This is a genomic window from Kribbella shirazensis, assembly GCF_011761605.1.
In the GTDB taxonomy this organism is placed as follows: Bacteria; Actinomycetota; Actinomycetes; order Propionibacteriales; family Kribbellaceae; genus Kribbella; species Kribbella shirazensis.
Map to the genome: position 1 here is coordinate 3,532,792 of NZ_JAASRO010000001.1, position 15,191 is coordinate 3,547,982.

At 68.7% G+C, this 15,191-nt stretch carries 10 protein-coding genes; 5 read left to right on the forward strand and 5 right to left on the reverse strand.

Translation table 11 applies throughout. The features are described from left to right. Positions 1-140: 140 nt before the first annotated feature. Positions 141-1,943 (forward strand): HNH endonuclease signature motif containing protein, encoded by a 1,803-nt coding sequence (locus BJY22_RS17325; protein ID WP_167208032.1) that lies wholly within the window; start codon positions 141-143, stop codon positions 1,941-1,943. A 468-nt stretch (positions 1,944-2,411) separates the two neighbouring features. Here the strand turns inward: BJY22_RS17325 and BJY22_RS17330 are convergent, their stop codons facing one another. The 5 genes from BJY22_RS17330 to BJY22_RS17350 form a co-directional block, all read right to left on the reverse strand. Further along, the gene (locus BJY22_RS17330; protein ID WP_167208034.1) at positions 2,412-2,873 is read right to left on the reverse strand and encodes an HIT family protein; all 462 of its coding nucleotides are present in this window, start codon (positions 2,871-2,873) and stop codon (positions 2,412-2,414) included. A 2-nt stretch (positions 2,874-2,875) separates the two neighbouring features. Continuing rightward, positions 2,876-5,590, reverse strand: a complete 2,715-nt coding sequence (locus tag BJY22_RS17335; protein ID WP_167208036.1) for a glycosyl hydrolase family 95 catalytic domain-containing protein — start codon at positions 5,588-5,590, stop codon at positions 2,876-2,878. A gap of 67 nt (positions 5,591-5,657) precedes the next feature. Continuing rightward, a complete protein-coding gene (locus tag BJY22_RS17340; protein WP_167208038.1) occupies positions 5,658-8,102 on the reverse strand; it encodes a glycoside hydrolase family 95 protein in 2,445 nt (814 codons plus the stop codon). Beyond that, the gene (locus BJY22_RS17345) at positions 8,054-8,881 is read right to left on the reverse strand and encodes an amidohydrolase family protein (RefSeq protein WP_167208040.1); all 828 of its coding nucleotides are present in this window, start codon (positions 8,879-8,881) and stop codon (positions 8,054-8,056) included. The genes BJY22_RS17340 and BJY22_RS17345 overlap by 49 nt, the downstream gene beginning before the upstream one ends. Further along, positions 8,874-10,016, reverse strand: coding sequence for an FCD domain-containing protein (locus BJY22_RS17350; protein ID WP_167208042.1), 1,143 nt, complete (start codon positions 10,014-10,016; stop codon positions 8,874-8,876). Before BJY22_RS17350 ends, BJY22_RS17345 begins: the two co-directional genes overlap by 8 nt. 177 nt (positions 10,017-10,193) lie before the next feature. Between BJY22_RS17350 and BJY22_RS17355 the strand changes: the two genes are divergently transcribed. Genes BJY22_RS17355 through BJY22_RS17370 form a run of 4 tightly spaced genes read left to right on the forward strand, consistent with a single transcriptional unit; the run spans position 10,194 to position 15,191 of the window. Beyond that, complete coding sequence (locus BJY22_RS17355) at positions 10,194-11,477, forward strand: ABC transporter substrate-binding protein (RefSeq protein WP_202891153.1); 1,284 nt, start codon at positions 10,194-10,196, stop codon at positions 11,475-11,477. Continuing rightward, entirely contained in the window at positions 11,474-12,367 is an 894-nt protein-coding gene (locus BJY22_RS17360; protein ID WP_202891154.1) for an ABC transporter permease subunit, read from the forward strand. Before BJY22_RS17355 ends, BJY22_RS17360 begins: the two co-directional genes overlap by 4 nt. Before the next feature lie 20 nt (positions 12,368-12,387). Beyond that, positions 12,388-13,242: an ABC transporter permease subunit gene (locus BJY22_RS41690; protein WP_202891155.1), complete on the forward strand. Its 855-nt coding sequence runs from the start codon at positions 12,388-12,390 to the stop codon at positions 13,240-13,242. Between the two features lie 8 nt (positions 13,243-13,250). Beyond that, entirely contained in the window at positions 13,251-15,191 is a 1,941-nt protein-coding gene (locus tag BJY22_RS17370) for a DUF8034 domain-containing protein (RefSeq protein ID WP_167208044.1), read from the forward strand.

The window sequence follows — 15,191 nt, forward strand, 5'->3', positions numbered from 1 at the left end:
GCCAGCGGGCACACGACCCGCCAGTGCATTGTTGCTCGCAGCAAGATCCACAGGGTGCGGTGGTTGTGGATAACAGAATCCCTTGAAATCAAGGGGATCTGGCTTCGGAAACTGTCGGTGGGGGTGTCTAGAGTTGGTGCATGGAATCTTCGGGGCAGTGGTCTCCTGAGTTGATGAGCGACCAGGAGCTGGTGCGCGCTCTCGACCGGGCCGACGCTGACCTGGCCCGGGTGGAGACCCGGCGGTTGCGGCTCATCGCGGCGCTGGATGCGCGTGGCTACGCCGAACAAGTCGGCGCGCGGGACACGGTGCAGTTCGTGGAGTACCGCTATCGCCTCGACCACCACCGCGCGCGCCGCGACGTCCAACTGGCCCGCGCGCTGCCGAAGTACGCCGCCGTCACCGCCGCTCTCCCCGACACTCTGCCCGACGCTGAACCGGACTCCGACTTCGGTGAGCGGTTGGCGGGCGAGTCGTCGGTGCCGGCGGTGCTGTTGCGGCCGGCGCAAGCCGAGGCGATCGTGACCGCGCTGGAAAAGGTCCCGACGACCGTGCCGGTGACCGATCTCGAGGTGGCCGAACGGGAACTGGTCCGTCTGGCGAAGCATCTGCCACCAGCGGATTTGCGCAAAGCGGCGGAGCAGACCCGCGACATCCTCGACACCGACGGCCCCGAACCCGAAGAACACAAGGCCTACGCCCGCGAAACCCTGACCCTGAGCAGGGCTGACCGAGGCGTCAAGTTCAGGGGCTACCTCGCCAACGAGAACGCCGAACTCCTCCGTTCCCTGATCACCGCCGCCGCCCGTCCCCACAAAACCATCGACGGCGCCCCCGACCCCCGCACCCGCGAAAAGCGCCAGGCCGACGCCCTCACCACCACCCTGACCCTCGCCGCAACCGCCCTCGACACCGGCACCCCGTCCCCCACCATCCCCCGCCCCACCGCTGGTTGTGGTGTGGTGGTTGATCTGGAGCGTGGCGCGGGGGCGGAGATGGGTGCCGCCGTGGGTGGCGGGGCGGGTGCTGGGTTGGGTGGTTCGGGTGGTGATGTGGTGCCTGGGTTTGGGGCGAAGGCGAATATCACGGTGACGATCGACCTTCACGACCTGACGGCGGCGACCGCGGATGCTGTCGGTGACACGGTCTACAGCGGCGGGCTGTCCGCGGCCACGATCCGGCGGCTGGCCTGCGATGCGAAGGTGATCCCGCTGGTGCTCGGCGCGCACTCCGAACCGCTGGACGTCGGCCGCTGCGAACGCCTGGTCACCCGCGCGATGCGCCGCGCCCTGAACGCCCGCGACCGCGGCTGCGTGGTCTGCGGCGCACCGCCGGTCATGTGCGACGCCCATCACCTGATCTCCTGGATCGACGGCGGCGAAACCAAAGTCACGAACCTGGCGTTGCTGTGCCGCCGTCACCACGTCGACCTGCACAACGGTCACTGGACCATCACCATCACCGACGGCATCGTCCACGTCGCCCGCCCCACCTGGGCCGACCCACCGCCATCAGGCTTCCCCAAACCACCAGTCGGTCTCCGCAAGCCACCGAGCGACCTCCGCACGTCACCGGGTGACCTCCGCACGTCACCGGGTGACCTCCGCACGTCACCGAGTGACCTCCGTAAGTCACTGGGCGACCTTCCGAAGCCGCCGGGCGACACGTCCCGAGCACCCGGACCAGTAGGTGCCGGCGCCACGCGTCCCGATCCATCGGGAGGTGGAGTCACGTCCACTGACAATCCATGCGACCGAACCTCATCCCCATCAGTTGATCCGTGGGGTGGGACAGCCCTGCCAGCGGCCACCGCCACGGGGCTACGGTCCGGCCGCTGGAGGGCCGATCGAGCGACGTACGCAGAAGCAGCACGCTTCGCGGTCTGGGGCATGGCCACAACCAATGAAGCCGGCACCGGCCCACCGTCCTTCGCCACGATCTGATACCACACGCCTCCCAACCGGCCCGGCACCCTCGAGCAGGTCGACCCGTCGGGCTGAGCGGCCGTCGCGGCGTGCCGTCCACTCTCATGCGCAATCCGTCCAAGTGGGCTCCTGCGTCGTTGGCCACAGTCTGCTGGTAGCAGCTGCCCGGCACAGGTCCGTCGTCGCTCACGTCAGGCAGCCGTCGCGCGTTCAGGGTCGCTTGGCGGCCGGCCGGTCGTTGCTTCGCCCGGCCGCCGTCGTTCGCGCCGGTCGTGCTGTTCGCGCGGTGCTGCTCATGCGGGGTTGTCGTTGTTCGGGTCGGTGCGGTGCGGTTCGTGCGTGGGACCGTTCGCGGCGGGGCGACGTTTGCTTTCAGCGGGCCGTTGTTCGCGCGGTTCGTGACTCGGGACTGTTGTTCGTGTTGGTGGGGTGTCTTGGTGGACCGCGGTCGCTGGGGGTTGGACAGTTGAGAGGACGCTGCGGAGGTCAGGGGTTGAAGTAGGCCTGAAGGCGTTCGATGTAGGGAGCGCGTTCGGCCGCGGTCGCGGGCGTGGGGAGATGGCGGGTGTTGTAGAGGTTGTCGCCGGGATAGCGGGGGAAGACGTGGACGTGGTAGTGCCACGCGTCCTGGTAGCCGGCTGGCTCGTTGTGCTGGCGGGTGGAGATGCCTTCGCAGTTGTACGTGCTGCGGATCGCGATCGCGATCTCTCGTACGACGTCGTGGACGGCGTGGCCTGACTCGGGTGACAGGTCGTACAGGTTCTCGTGGTGGTCGGTCGGTACGACGAGGACGTTGCCCTGGTTGTTGGGCCACCAGCGGGAGGCCACGAAGGCCAAGGCGCGCTCACGGCGCAGCACGATGTCGTGCTGCGCCGTGAGGTGGTCCTCTCCGCCGGCGGCCAGCCGGCAGAACGGGCAGTCGTAGCCCTCAGGAGCATGGTTGAACATGCCTAGCGTGGTACCACAAACGTGACGTAGGTGGAGTTGCCCTTGTCCGGGACCCCTGAGTTGGGGCCGAGTACCAGCTGGCCGGCGGGTACGTCGCGCTTGAAGAGGATCAGGCGCTGGTCGGTGGTGCCGACCGTTTCGCCGGTGCGGGTGTAGTCGGACAGCCACGACGGCCACCAGACGTTCTCACCGCGCGGGTCGAAGGCTACGTAGACCGTCGCCGGGCGGGTCAGGTTCAACGTGAGGTAGTTGGGCGGCGTGGTCGCCTTGGAGTCGTTGTTCGCACCTGGGACCAGCGCCTGCCCGTTCAACTGACCAGGCAGGTCATTCACCGTGTAGCTGCGGTCCACGTAGATCGGCGCGCCGACCTGTGCCTTCACCAGGTTGGACAGCTTCTCCGGCGCCACCACGGACACCAGGTCGCTCTTCAACGGCGGCTCGCTCCACTTGATGCCCAGCACCCGGTTCCCCACGGTCTTCACCGCAGTCGCCGGCTTCCCGGTCAGCGGTGCGTAGGCGAACGACGACAGCGGCACGGCCACACGCTCGACGGTGTACGACGTGTTCGGGGAGACCGCGAGCGAGAAGACGTCGGCGGAAGTCGGAGCGACCACCGTGCGGTTCTCGGAGTCGACCACACGCACCTCCTGTCCCGGCCACGGGTTGCGCACCTTCAGGGTCTCGTCGCTACCCGCCTGGATTCCGACAACACTCGGTACGCCGTTACGCACTTCGGTGCTGATCCGGTGACCGCCCTCGATCTGCACGGATCCGGCGACCTCCCAGTCCTTCGGCCACGCGGGGGCGACGTGCACAACCCCGTCGTACGACTGGACCAACGCCTCCTGCAGACCGGTGGTGAGCACACCGCCCCACTCGTTGTAGAAGCTGTTGTTGCGAACCGGCTCCTGGCCGCGGCGGTGCACGGTGAAGCCGTTGGGGTAGATCTGGAAGTCCGCGATGCCCTTCAGCAGCATGCGCTTCACCTCGTCCGACAGCCCGAGCCGCGCGGCCCAGGTGGCGTCCATGCCCCAGTCCTTGTCCTGCGGGTACACCCGTTGCCGGTACGTCGCCTGCATCAACTCGGACGTCTCGTCGAACACGCCCCACGGCCAGAGCGCCTCCATCTCCGGGTTCTGCGTGTTGTGCGCCGCCTCGTCGGTACCGGACCACGCCAGCACCTGTTCGCCACCACGCTCGATCGTCCGGAACGGGGGCAGCTTGCCCACCGCATCCTTCAACCGCGCTGCCAGCTCCGTGTCACCGTGCTTCGTCGCCAGGTCGGCCACGAGCGGGAAGATCACCCGCATCGCCGCCAGGTCCGGCACCGGGTCAGTGGTGTCCCACTGCACCTCCAACGCGTTGACGTGCTCCAGGTGCAGGTAGCCGTCAGCGCCTGGCGTCATCGCGGACAGGTAGAACCGGGCAACGTCCCGCATCAGCGGGTAGCTCCGGTTCAGCAGCGCCGCGTCACCGGTGTAGCGGTACTGCTGCCAGATGTTGTAGACCAGCTCCGGCCCGCTGGTCAGGATCCGCCGCGTCCAGCTCGGTTCCTGGGTGTTGTCACAGCCGTCGCCCGTCCCGTCGTACCGCATGAACTCCGGCAGACACAGGCCCTCGCCACCGATCCAGTGCGTCCGTGTCCACTCGCGCATCAGCTCGGCCCGGTCGAGGTAGAACTTGAAGTACGGCGAGTTGAGCTGCCCGATGCCCGCGCCGAGGTTCGCGGACACCAGCATCCGCAGGTTGAAGTGCCAGTACGCGTCCTGCGCCCAGTCGGCCTGGTCCTGCGCCGCCGAGAACATCCGGACGACGGCACCGTGCGTGCTCGGTACGTCGCCGCGCATCGACGCGGCCATCGTGTACAGCTGCAGCGTCCGCAGGTTCTCGACGTACTCACCGGAACCGTCGGCCGACGTGATCCGCATCGGCGCCGCCTTGGACCAGAACGAGTGCCACCAGTCGAGGTGGTTGCTCGGCGACTCCACCACAGCACGCTTGGCGGCTGTGCGCAGCTCGCCACCGCGGTACGACGGTACGCCGACCACGAGCCGGAAGCTGCCGTCCGCCTTGGGACGGAACGTCAGCCGCACCGTCAGCGGATCCACCACGGACGCGGTGACGCCCTGGGCTTGCGCGGTGAGCGCGGCGACCGCACCGGTGATGCTGCCGGACGCCTCGTCGTGGAACGTCTCGGCCAGTGCGGCGATGCCGTCGGCCGCGCTGACGGCCGGCGTCCTACCGGCCCACAACTTCAGGTCGGCGGTCTGGGCCCGGGACGGATCCGCGCCGGTGACTTCGAGGACGAACTGGTCTGCATCAGCGCGCACGTACGAGCGCGCTGTCATTCCACCACCGCTCTGCACGACCTGGCCGTCGTACAGCGCCAACCGCCCGCTGTAGTCGTCGGCGCGCATGAGCGAGTCCAGACCCGGTACGACGAGACGCCCGGCGGACTTGAGATCGGGGAACGTGTCGACGCGGTTGAGCTGGGCGGTGTAGCCCTTCTCGGCCCACACCGCGGCGCCGAGCACTCCGTTCCCGACGGGCATGGCCTGGTAGCTGCGCCAGGCCGGTCCTTCCTGGACGAGGTCGGACCGTGCGACCAGACCTGCCGTGTCGGCGCGGAGCGCGCCGTCGTGCCAGGCGGTCGTCGCGGCGTCGTCGTCGGTTGCGGTGAGGCCGGCGGCCGGGACGGCCGAGGTACCGACGCTCATCAGGGTGACAAGCAGGGGTAACGCTATTCGAAGCATGACGAACCTTTCAGGGGGGCGGGGAACGTGCTCAGGTGCGGGGCTCGATGAAGTAGTCGACGCCGGGGCGGGTCCGGAACTCGACGACACCGTCCTCCGGGCGGGCGAAGGCCACCGGTCCGGCCGAGGACTTCACGTCCACCGGCACACCGGTCCGCAGCCGCAGGCGGTTGCCGAGCAGCGAACGGATCGTTGCCTTCGCCAACTTCCCGCCGGACCACGAGAATTCCAGGTCGAAGCCGCCGCGGGCGCGCAGGCCGCGGACACTTCCGGACGGGAAAGCGGACGGCAGGCACGGCAGCAGCCAGACCTCACCGGAGTGGCTCTGCATGATCATCTCGGTGATCCCGGAGACACCGCCGAAGTTTCCGTCGATCTGGAACGGCGGATGCAGGTCGAACAAGTTGGGCGCCGTGCGGCCCGGACCCAGCAGCTGGGTCAGGTGTTTGTACGCGTTGTCCGGCTCGAGCAGCCGCGCGCGCAGGTTGAGCTTCCAGGCCAGCGACCACCCGGCGGTGACGGCCGGACCGCGCAGCTCCAGCGATTTGCGCGCCGCGTCGGCGAGTTCCGGGGTGAGGCGAGGCGTCACCTGGTCGCTCGGGAACACGGCCCACAGGTGTGAGACATGTCGACTCGTCTCCAGAGCGGCTTCTTCCCAGTCGATCAGCCACTCCTGGATCTGGCCGAGGTACCCGATCTGGATCGGCGCCAGCTTGGACCGCGCCTCGGCGACCTGCGCCGCCATCGCGGAGTCCTCACCCAGCAGAGCGGCCGCCTGCCCGAACACCTTGAACAGGTCGTGCAGGATCTCGGTGTCCATCGTCGGACCGGCGCAGATGCTGACGCCCTCGTTGTCGTAGTCGTGGTGCTTGAGCTCGGGGGAGTGCGACGGGCTGGTCACCAGCCAGCCGGTCTTCGCGTCGGTCTGCAGTTGGTCGAGGAAGAACTCCACTGACCCGCGCAGGACCGGGTAGTACTTGCGCAGCATCTCCACGTCGCCGGTGTACTCGTACCGCTCCCAGAAGAGCAGCGAGAGCCACGCACCACCGGTCGGCCACACGCCGTAGTACGCGAAGTCCACCGGTGCGGTGCCGCGCCAGCCGTCGGTGTTGTGGTGCGCGACCCAGCCAGGAGCGTCGTACATGGTCGCCGCGGTCCGGGCGCCGGACTCGGACAGCTCGCCGATCATCTGGAACAGCGGGTCCCAGCACTCGGCCAGGTTGGCCGGCCCGGCGGGCCAGTAGTTCATCTCGCAGTTGATGTTCAGCGTGAACTTGGACTGCCATTCCGGCAGCATCTTGTAGCTCCAGATGCCCTGCAGGTTCGCGGGCTGCCCCGGGCTGCGGGAGCTGGAGATCAGCAGGTACCGGCCGAACTGGTAGTACAGCGCCGCCAGCTGCGGGTCGCCGCCGTTGCGGAACGCCATCACCCGCTGGTCGGTCGGGAGCGCGATCGAGTCCGACGTACCGAGGTCGATGTCGAGACGGCCGAACAGGCGCTGGTAGTCCGCGACGTGGTCGTGACGCAGCTGTCCGTACGCCGGGCGGCCGACCGCGTCCAGCGGCGCGGCGGCGCGAGCGACCTGGTCCGCGCTGACGTCGAGGTAGTTGCGGTAGCTGGTCCCGACCGAGTACAGCAGGATCACCTCGTCCGCGCCGGCGACCGACAGCTTGCCGTCGGCAACCGTCGTCGTGCCGCCCTCGGTGAAGGCGCGCAGCAGTGCGCAGAACTTGACCGAGCCCTTCAGGCCTTCGGCGTCCCCGCTGATCCCGTTGAGCGCGAGCGTGCGCTCGTCGTACGTCGCCGGCGTGGCAGCCTGCTCAGTGCTGTACGTCGCGTCGAAGGTGAGCGCCCCGGCCTGGCTCGCGGTCATCCGCATCACCAGCACCTGTGCGGGATGGCTGACGAACACCTCTCGCGTGTAGCGCACCCCGGCGTGCTCGTAGCTGACCGACGTGGTCGCGGTGGTCAGGTCGAGCTCCCGCCGGTACGCCGTGACCGCAGCCGCGTCGACGCCGGGGAACGCCAGGTTGAGGTACCCGACCGGCTGGTACTGCATCTGCTCTGTCGGACGGCCCATGAACTTCTCGTCGGCGAGGTTCTGCGCCTCGAGGTACCTCTCCTCGGCGATCAGCCGGCGGATCTCCGGCAGGGCCTCCTTACCGGCCGGGTCGTCGTACTGGTGCGGGCCGCCGGCCCAGATCGAGTCCTCGTTCAGCTGCAGCGTCTCCGTGGCGGTTCCGCCGTACACCATGGCGCCGAGGCGGCCGTTGCCGATGGCAAGCGCCTGGAGCCATTCGGTGGCGGGCCGGCTGTACCAGAGCTTCAGCGGGTTGGTGTCGCTGCCGGGCGGTGAGTCGGCGGCAGCGGTCAAGGGGGAGGCGGTGAGTGAGCCGGCGATGACTGCGGTGCCGGCGACAGTGCCAGCTACAGTGCCGGCGGTCTTGAGGACCTGCCGGCGGGTGTATTCGGACATGGGGCGGTCTCCCTGGGACGGTAGATGCGCTGGGCGGTGCCATGGAACACGTCGTTGTGCGTGGCGGGTGGCAGCAGTGCGGTGGTACGACGGATCACCTCGGCGCGGGAGCCGGCCTGCGTGCACACGGGCCAGTCCGAGCCGAACAGCAACCGTTCACTGCCGAAGAGTTCGAGGGCGACGTCGACCAGTGCGCGCAGGTCGTCGGTCGCGAGGTGGGCGATGCCGGAGAGTTTGACGGTGACGTTCGGGCACTCGGCGAGTGCCTGCATCCCGGTCCGCCATTCGGGGGTGGCGGTGGTCGGGTTGCCGAGGTGGTCGAGGACCAGACGGGCGTCCGGTACGGCGGCTGCGAGCCGGGCGGCGCCGATCAGGGCGGAGGGGCGGAGCAGGAGGTCGATGGCGAGGCCGGCGTCGGCGGCGGCCCGCACGCCGCGCAGGTGCGCGGGATCGGTCAGGGCGTCGGGGTCGGTCTGGTCCGTCGGCGGGCTGCGCACGCCGACCAGCCGCGGGTCGTCAGGCACTCGATCCGGAAAATCCAGCAAGTCGAACCAGCCCACCACCCCCACCACGGCCGGGTGCTGCCGAGCCAACGCCAGCAGATCATCCACTTCCGCCGGATCAGCATCCGCCTGCACCAACACAACGTCAGGAACCTCCCCGCCGGCTGCCCCGGCGAGATCCGCGAGAGTGAAGTCGCGGCGGAGAGGATGCCCGACCGGGAGCCACGGCAGAGCCCGGCGCCGGAGTTCCCAGACGTGGACGTGTGCGTCAATCATGGTGGGCGGCCGGTCTGGTGATGGAGCTTTCGCCTCGGGCGTGGGCGGAGAAGAGGCGGGCGGAGTCCTCGGGGTCGGTGCCGGCGAGGACCTCGATCAGGTCCAGGTGGCGGCGGGCCATCAGGCCCCAGTCACCGGCGTACATCGCGTTCGAGACCACCTGCAGGCTCCACAGCGCCGGCTCCAGCGTCCGCCACACGCGCAGCAGCATCGAGTTCCCGCTGGTCGCCAGCACCTGCCGGTGGAATCGCAGGTCGGCCTCGCGGAACGCGCCGATGTCGTGGTGGTCGGCCGCCTCGCTCATCCGCTGCACCTGGATCCGCAGCAGGTCGAGCTCCTCGGGCGGCACGTGCCCGGTCGCCCGCCGCGCCGCCGCGGCCTCGAGCAGCACGCGCACCTCGCGTGCCTCCCGGGCTTCCACCTGGGAGATCTCGGTGACGAAGTTCCCCAGCCGCGGCCGGTACGTGACCAGGCCCTCGTGCGCCAGCCGCCGGACGGCCTCCCGGGCCGGGGTCTGGCTGGTGCCGAGCACCCGGGCGATCTCGGACTCGACCACCCGCATCCCCGGGGCGAGCTCGCCGGACAGTATCCAGTTGCGGATCGCCTCGTACACCCGGTCGGACAGCAACTCAGGGTCACCGGCGAACGGCGGAGCGGCGTGACCGGCGCCCAGATCGCCAAAGGAAGATGACCCAGTAGCACCGGAGCGGTGGTGCTGGAACTCCTCCCGGCGACGGCGCGAGACCGTCGACTGCGAGACGCCGTACGTCGCCGCCAGCTCCCGCGTCGACGGCCGGTGTCCGGAATCGGCCATCGATGTCGGCGCACCTGTCCTCGCGGCGGCGCCGAGCTGCACGCGGTCCACCATCCGGGGCCGGCCGCTGCGCATGCCGTCGTCCAGGCCGGCCATCCCCATCCGGAGGAACCGGCGGCGCCACTTGCCGACCGTGCCCGGGGTGACCTGGAGCAGGTCGGCCACCGCCTTGTTGGAGCGTCCCTCCGCGCTGGCGAGCACGATTCGGGCCCGCAGCCGCATCGCGTCACTGGTCCGCGGGGCGGCCGCGAGCTGGCTGAGCGCAGTCCGCTCGGCCACCGACAGGGTCAGCGGTGATTTCGGTCTTCCGGCATCGGGCATGGCTGCATGGTGACCCCGTTCACAGGATTCTGCCAACCCCTTATGGTGCGGACTTATGACTCAGAACGTCCACTTTGTCGCGTAATCGTTGACACTTCAGCGCCGCGCTCTGCATCGTCACTCGATAACGACGCCCGGCCGCCCCCGACGCCGGGACGATCCGAGGAGGACCCGGAAATGGCTCGTTCGGTAGCCCGCAAGCTCAAGGTCAGGCTCGGCCTGCTGACATCCGCTGTGATCCTGGTGGGCGCGGCGGGCTGCGGCGGTGGCGGCTTCAGTGACGACAAGGGTGCTGCTGGTGGCAGCACCGGCGAAGTCCGGATGCTCGTCAACATCACCCCCAACCTCACCAAGAGCTACTGGGAGGGCCTGGTCAAGCCCTTCGAGGACGCCAACCCCGGCGTCGACGTGAAGATCGAAGCACCGACTGGCTCAGGTGTGAAGGACACACTGCCGCAGCTGCTGGCGGCCGGCAACGCGCCGGATGTCGTCGAGACGCTGATGGCCGACAAGGTGCTGGCGCCGCAGATGCTCGACCTGTCCGACCAGGCGTGGACCAAGGACACGCCACTGGTGGAGCAGGCCAAGGTCGACGGCAAGGTGTACACGGTCGGTGTCGGCCAGCAGGCGCAGTCGCTGGTGTTCTACAACAAGGACGCCTTCGCCAAGGCCGGCATCACGTCGCCGCCGAAGGACCTGGACGAGCTGACCGCGGCCATGGGCAAGCTCAAGGCCGCTGGCTACCTGCCGCTGCAGACGGCCGGCGACTACGTGACCGGTCTGCAGCTGCTGCAGCTCAGCGACCCGTCGATCGCCACGAAGCACCCGGACTGGTACCAGCAGGTCAACTCCAAGCAGCTGAAGGTCGGCGAGACCATGCTGCCGCTGCTGGAGCGCTACGAGTCCTGGATCAAGAACGGGTACGTCGACAAGAACGCGCTCGGTCTGAAGGACGTCGGCGCGCAGACCAACTTCCTGTCCGGCAAGGCCGCGATGTACATCATGGGCAGCTGGTTCGTCCGGACCGCCGACGACGCCAAGCCGGCGTTCGACCTCGGCGTGTTCGCGGCCCCGACCGAGGCGGGACAGCCGTCGCCCGGTCCGCAGGGTGTCACGATGGCCGCGCCGTACATGGTGCTGAAGTCGACCAAGCAGCGTGACCTCTCGGTGAAGCTCGTGCAGTGGCTGGTCACCGACAAGACCGCCGTACAGAGCCAGCTCGCGCAGGACGGCAACTTCCGCAAGGGCTACACCGACAAGTTGTCGCCGCTCGGCCAGCAGGTGCAGGAGATCCTCGACCAGGCGCCGAAGCATGTCGCCCAGGGCGAAGGGTACGGCGCCAACACGCTGCCGCAGGGCTTCAACGGCGAATGGAACAAGGCGGTCCAGAGCCTCTACACGGGGAAGAGCGCGAAGGACGTCGCGACCCGCATCGACAGTTGGATGGGCTCGAAGTCGTGAGAGCACGCCTGACGACCCAACTGACGGGCCAACTGACGACCCTCAGTATGGTCGGCCCCGCCCTGGTGCTGTTCGTCGTCATGCTGGTCGTCCCGGTCGGTCTGTCGCTCTACCTCAGCCTGACCGACTGGGACGGCTACAGCGCCAACCCGGCGTTCGTCGGCCTGAAGAACTACGTCAACCTGACGCACAGCGCGGAGGCGATCCGGGCCGGCTGGGTCACGCTGCTGATCGCAGCGGTCGGCACCGTCCTGCTCAGCGTGCTCGGACTCGGCTTCGCCCTGCTGGTGAACGGGGCGTCCCGGCTGAACGCGTTCTTCCGGATCGTGCTGTTCTACCCGCACGTGCTCAGCGCACTGGTCGTCGGCTTCCTGTGGAGCGCCGTCCTCGGTACGTCGGGAGTCGTCAACGGCTGGCTGACGTCCAAGGGCGCCGAAGTACTGCCGTTCCTGTCCAACCCGAACTGGGCGCTGGCGAGTCTGATCGGCGTCCTGGTGTGGGCGGGGTTCGGCGTCAACGTCGTGCTCTACCTGGCCGGCCTGCAGACCGTGTCGAAGGACCTGCTCGAGGCCGCGCGGATCGACGGGGCGTCCACACGTCAGACGTTCTTCAGCGTCACACTGCCGGCGCTGGCGCCGGTGGTCACCGTCAACCTGGTGCTGTCGCTGGTGACGCTGCTGAAGACGTACGACCTCGTGGTGTCGCTGACCGGTGGCGGCCCGGCCGGTTCCACGCAGACGGCGGCGTACCTGATCCTGTGGGACTCCTTCCACAACAACGCGCTCGGGTTCGGCTCGGCGCAGAGCGTCGTCCTGATGGTCATCACCGCCGGGCTCGCGCTCACCGTCGCGCGGCTGCGGTCGCGCGCTGACCGAGGGGTGCAGACATGAGCGCGCTGAGGATGCCACGGGTGGCCACTGTGCAGCTGAGACCGTTGAGGACCAAGGGCTGGGGACGGATCGCGTTCCTGGTGCTGACCAGCGTGCTGATGCTGGTGCCGATGTACCTGCTGATCGTCAGCGCGTTCAAGTCGCAGCAGGACATCCTCACGCACCCGTTCTCGCTGTCGCCCGACCAGCTCACGACCGAGTACCTCCGCAAGGCCGCGACGAACCCCGACTTCAACATCCTCAAGGGGTACGCCGTCACGATCCTGTTCGTGGTGTCGGTGAACGTGCTGTCCGTGGCGCTGGCCGGCCCGGTGTCGTACGTGATCGCGCGGCGCAGCGAACGCCGGTACCGGATGCTCCTGCTGCTGTTCGTGGCGGGGACGTTCATCCCGAGCCAGGTGCTGGTGATCCCGGTCGTCTACACGCTGAAGTTCCTCGGGCTGATGGGGACCATCCCCGGGTTCGTCCTGTTCGAGACCACGCTGACGCTGCCGTTCTCGATCTTCCTGTACGCCGGGTACATCATGACGATCCCGGCGAGCCTGGACGAGGCGGCGGCCGTCGACGGGGCCGGTCAGCACCGGGTGTTCTGGTCGATCGTGTTCCCGCTGATGAAGCCGGCCGTGGTGACGATGGTCATCCTGAACACGTTCTCGGTCTGGAACGACTTCGTGAACCCGCAGATCATCCTCGGCCCGGGCAGCGGTCTCTACACCGTGACGACCGGTGTGTACGCCGCGGTGAGCCAGTACTCCACCGACTACACGGTGGTCTTCCCGACGCTGCTGCTCGCGGTGGCTCCGTTGCTGGTGGTCTTCGTGCTGCTCCAGCGGCACGTGATCAGCGGCCTGACCGCGGGGGCGACCAAGGGATGAGCCAGCAGATGCAGCCGATCATTGCCGACATCCCGGTCGGCGCACCGCCGGCCTGGGCGATCATGCAGCGCCGCCTGTTCGACGTGATGGACGAGGGCTGGTGGCTGTTCCGCGAGCGCTACTGCCTGCCCGACGGCGGCCTGCGGTACGCCGGCCCGATGCAGAGCCGCGACGGTGCGGACGACTTCTACGAAGCCTTCGTGAACTGGCCGGTGCTGTACCAGCTCGGCGGCGCGGACGACCTGATCGACGTGTCGAAGTGGCACTGGGAAGGCGTCACGCGCCAGCTCACCGACCTGGGCTTCCTGGTCGACGAGTTCGAGCGCGGGTACGACTGGTTCCACATCGGCGAGTCGATGATCTTCTTCTACTCGCTGTGCGCGGCCGACCCGACCGACGAGGTGTTCCGTGAACGCGCCTACCGGTTCGCCGAGCTGTACCTGCCCGGTTCACAGCGTGGAACTTCTTTGGCGGGCAACTACGACCCGGCGACCCGCACGATCCGCGCGCCGCACAACGGCGCCGGCGGACCGCGCTGGGGTATCAACGACGAGTGGCGGACGTACGGCGCCGACCAGGCGAAGATGCAGCTCTTCGGCCTGCCGCTGTCCGGTGTCCCCGGGATCGCGACCTGGGACGACCTGAAGGACCCGGCGAACGCGGACCGGATGGGCGCGGAGATGATCCGCCGACTCGGTGCTGGTGACACCGCAGTCAACCTCGCCGCGACCACCCTGACCGCGAACGCCTGGCTCTACGACCACAGCGACCGGTTCGCCGCGTGGACGCTGGAGTACCTGGACGCCTGGGAGGAACGGGCCAAGGCGAACGGCGGCCTGCTGCCCGACAACGTCGGCCCGAACGGCATCGTCGGCGAGCTCCACGACGGACGCTGGTACGGCGGCAACTACGGCTGGAACTGGCCGCACGGTGTCTACAGCGTCGGCTCGGCCGCCTGCATCGCGGCCCTGAACGGCGTCGTCCTCACGGGTGACTCGAAGCGGCTGGACTTCGCCAGGCAGTTGCTGGACCACCTGTACGAGCGTGGCATGACCGGTGCCGTCGACGACACGGAGATGAGCATCCGGGATCGCTGGGAGGCGGAGCTCGGTGAGGACTGCGCCAACCCGACACTGCTGATCCCGAACCGGCACAACGACGACGGCTGGTTCGACTACCAGCCGCCGCAGCTCGGACTGCCGATGTGGCTGTGGCAGGCCGCGTTCGAGTCGTCCGACCGGGACCGGCTGACCAAGCTGCGGGAGCGCAGCGGCTACGACTGGCGGACGGTCCGCGACTTCCGCAACAAGGAGGACGCCGGCCACGAGGCCCCATGGCTCGCCTACCTCGCGGGAGACAACCCCGGCTACCCGGAGGCGATGCTGGGCGTCGCTCTGTCGCAGGTGCAGCGCCGGATGGACCTGATGGCCGTCGACACCGTCGAACCGGCCGACATGAACATCCACCACTGGCAGCGGCACAACCCGGTCGCGACCGAGGCGCTGCTGCAGCTGACCACAGGTACGCCGCAACTGCTCTACAACGGCGGCCTGCTGCCACTGCGGGTCCTGTACCTCGACCCGGATCGCGGCCGGCCCGGACTGCCACCCGACGTGGCCGCACTGGTCGACACCGTCGAGCCGGACCGGACCGGTCTGCAGCTCGTGAACCTGTCGGCGACACAGACCCGCCGCGTCGTGGTGCAGGCGGGCAGCTTCGGCACGGACCGGATCGACGAGGTGACGGTCACCACGGCATCCGCGGAGGCGCCGGGCGACTACCCCGGCCCGTCGCCGGCGTACACCTCGACCCCGCCCGCACCGGGCCGCCGCACGGTCGTTGTCGGCGGCAACAGACTCGAAGTGACGATGCCGCCGGGCCGGACCATCCGGCTCGACCTGCGGCTGACCAGGAACACCTACCGCGCCGCACACCTGGCGCTTGACTGA

Bases quoted from the DNA above. Each gene is read 5' to 3' on its own strand.
- BJY22_RS17325 (WP_167208032.1), top strand. From the start codon at position 141: ATGGAATCTTCGGGGCAGTGGTCTCCTGAGTTGATGAGCGACCAGGAG.
- BJY22_RS17330 (WP_167208034.1), bottom strand. From the start codon at position 2,873: ATGTTCAACCATGCTCCTGAGGGCTACGACTGCCCGTTCTGCCGGCTG.
- BJY22_RS17335 (WP_167208036.1), bottom strand. From the start codon at position 5,590: ATGAGCGTCGGTACCTCGGCCGTCCCGGCCGCCGGCCTCACCGCAACC.
- BJY22_RS17340 (WP_167208038.1), bottom strand. From the start codon at position 8,102: ATGTCCGAATACACCCGCCGGCAGGTCCTCAAGACCGCCGGCACTGTA.
- BJY22_RS17345 (WP_167208040.1), bottom strand. From the start codon at position 8,881: ATGATTGACGCACACGTCCACGTCTGGGAACTCCGGCGCCGGGCTCTG.
- BJY22_RS17350 (WP_167208042.1), bottom strand. From the start codon at position 10,016: ATGCCCGATGCCGGAAGACCGAAATCACCGCTGACCCTGTCGGTGGCC.
- BJY22_RS17355 (WP_202891153.1), top strand. From the start codon at position 10,194: ATGGCTCGTTCGGTAGCCCGCAAGCTCAAGGTCAGGCTCGGCCTGCTG.
- BJY22_RS17370 (WP_167208044.1), top strand. From the start codon at position 13,251: ATGCAGCCGATCATTGCCGACATCCCGGTCGGCGCACCGCCGGCCTGG.